At 70.1% G+C, this 775-nt stretch carries 2 protein-coding genes; one reads left to right on the top strand and one right to left on the bottom strand.

Features of this window, described 5'->3' with window-relative positions:
- A partial coding sequence (locus PGX04_RS31195; RefSeq protein ID WP_273742020.1) for an amphi-Trp domain-containing protein occupies window positions 1-320 on the bottom strand: 320 nt, incomplete at its 3' end.
- A gap of 114 nt (window positions 321-434) precedes the next feature.
- On the opposite strand from PGX04_RS31195, the gene PGX04_RS31190 reads away from it, so the two are divergent.
- Window positions 435-775: HNH endonuclease (locus tag PGX04_RS31190; protein WP_377043777.1), on the top strand; the 341-nt coding region annotated here is incomplete at its 3' end.

Genomic DNA, 775 nt, shown 5'->3' with positions numbered 1-775 from the left:
CGGGCGTCGCGGTCGGTAACCCGAAGGCTCGAGCCGTCGGGGTCGTCCCACTCGATCTCGAGTTCCAGTTCGGCGACCGGGGGCTCCGCATCGGGCTCGCGTTCGGTCTCGAACTCGGCGACGACGCGCTGTGGCACCGCGATATCGACGCTCCGCTCGTCGCCGTCCAGTCGGACCGCTCGCCCCGACTCGAAGGCGGTCGCGAACTCGCGAAAGACGGCGGCGAGGTCCGCGCGGTCGTACGTCCGCTCGAGTTCGAACGCCGCCTCGTCCGTTACCGATTCGTCCGGTCGGTCCGCATCGTCCGGTTCGTCGGCCATACCGGTGCTACGAGAGCCTGCGGGTTAGTGTTTCGTGCTGCCACCGCACCGAACCGGCCGTCGGTCGCGTCTCCCGTCGGAGCGCTTTTGTCGCCGCGCTGTCTTCGCTCGCCCGTGACTGCACGCGACTGGCACGCCGACCGGGATGCCGTGTTCGAGCGCGACGCGTACACGTGTCGCCACTGTGACGCGGTCGGCGGCGACGACGAACCGACGACGCTCCGGTCCGTCCCCGTGGGTGACGTGCCGCTCGAGGGCGAGATTCACGAGAGCGCCCTCGTCACCGTCTGTGACGACTGCTTCGGGACGCTCGAGTCCGACCCCTCGACGGACGCCGTCGAGAGCGACGAACTGTTCGAGCTCGTCCGCGAGACCACCGGCCTCCAGGGCGCGACCATCTCGGACGTCGCCGCCTTCGCGTCGCTGGCCACGTCGCTGCCCGCGACCCTCGAGTC

Source organism: Natrinema soli (assembly GCF_028618695.1).
This window is presented reverse-complemented; position numbering and strand designations above follow the sequence as displayed.